Source organism: Janthinobacterium sp. GW821-FHT03C08, from assembly GCF_059420905.1.
Genome location: NZ_JBWKUP010000055.1, coordinates 1 through 698, shown reverse-complemented (window position 1 = coordinate 698; position 698 = coordinate 1). Strand labels below are relative to the sequence as shown.

1 protein-coding gene is annotated in these 698 nt (G+C 64.2%); it reads right to left on the bottom strand.

The genetic code is table 11. The features are described from left to right. The coding region (locus tag AC07VL_RS28035; RefSeq protein ID WP_494808756.1) for an AMP-binding protein at nt 1–698 on the bottom strand (698 nt) is incomplete at both ends.

Sequence of the window (698 nt, the reverse complement as noted above, 5' to 3'; positions counted from 1 at the left end):
TCCGCCGTCAGTTCCGGACGGTGCAGATAGCCGCGCGCCAGGCCCGCACCACCCACATACAGCTCGCCGACGACACCGAACGGCGCCAGCTCCAGACGCGGTGTCAGCACCAGCGCCCCCAAGTCCGCCAGCGGACGCCCAATATCACTGGCTCCGCTCGTATCGAGCACATCAGCCTGCAGCAGACGCCGGTACGTCACGTGCACCGTCGTCTCCGTAATGCCATACATGTTCACCAGTTGCGGCCGCTGGTCGCCGTGGCGCGCCACCCATGGCGCCAGGCTCGACGCCTGCAGCGCCTCGCCGCCAAAGATCACGCAGCGCAGGGCCAGCGCCGCCGGATGCTCCTGATCCACCTCCATCAGGGCGGCAAACGCACTCGGCGTCTGATTCAGGATCGTCACCCGTTCCCGCACCAGCAGCGCATGAAAATCGGCCGGCGAACGGCTGATCCAGTATGGCACCACCAGCAAACGGCCCCCGTGCAGCAGCGGGCCCCACATTTCCCACACCGAAAAATCGAAACCATAGGAATGGAACAGGGTCCAGACATCGTCTGCATTAAAGTCGAAGTGCGCAGCGCTGGCAGCAAACAGGCGCAGCACATTGCCATGCTCGACCATCACCCCTTTCGGCTTGCCCGTCGAACCGGACGTATAAATGACATACGCCAGGCTCGCAGCACCATGCCCGTCCAG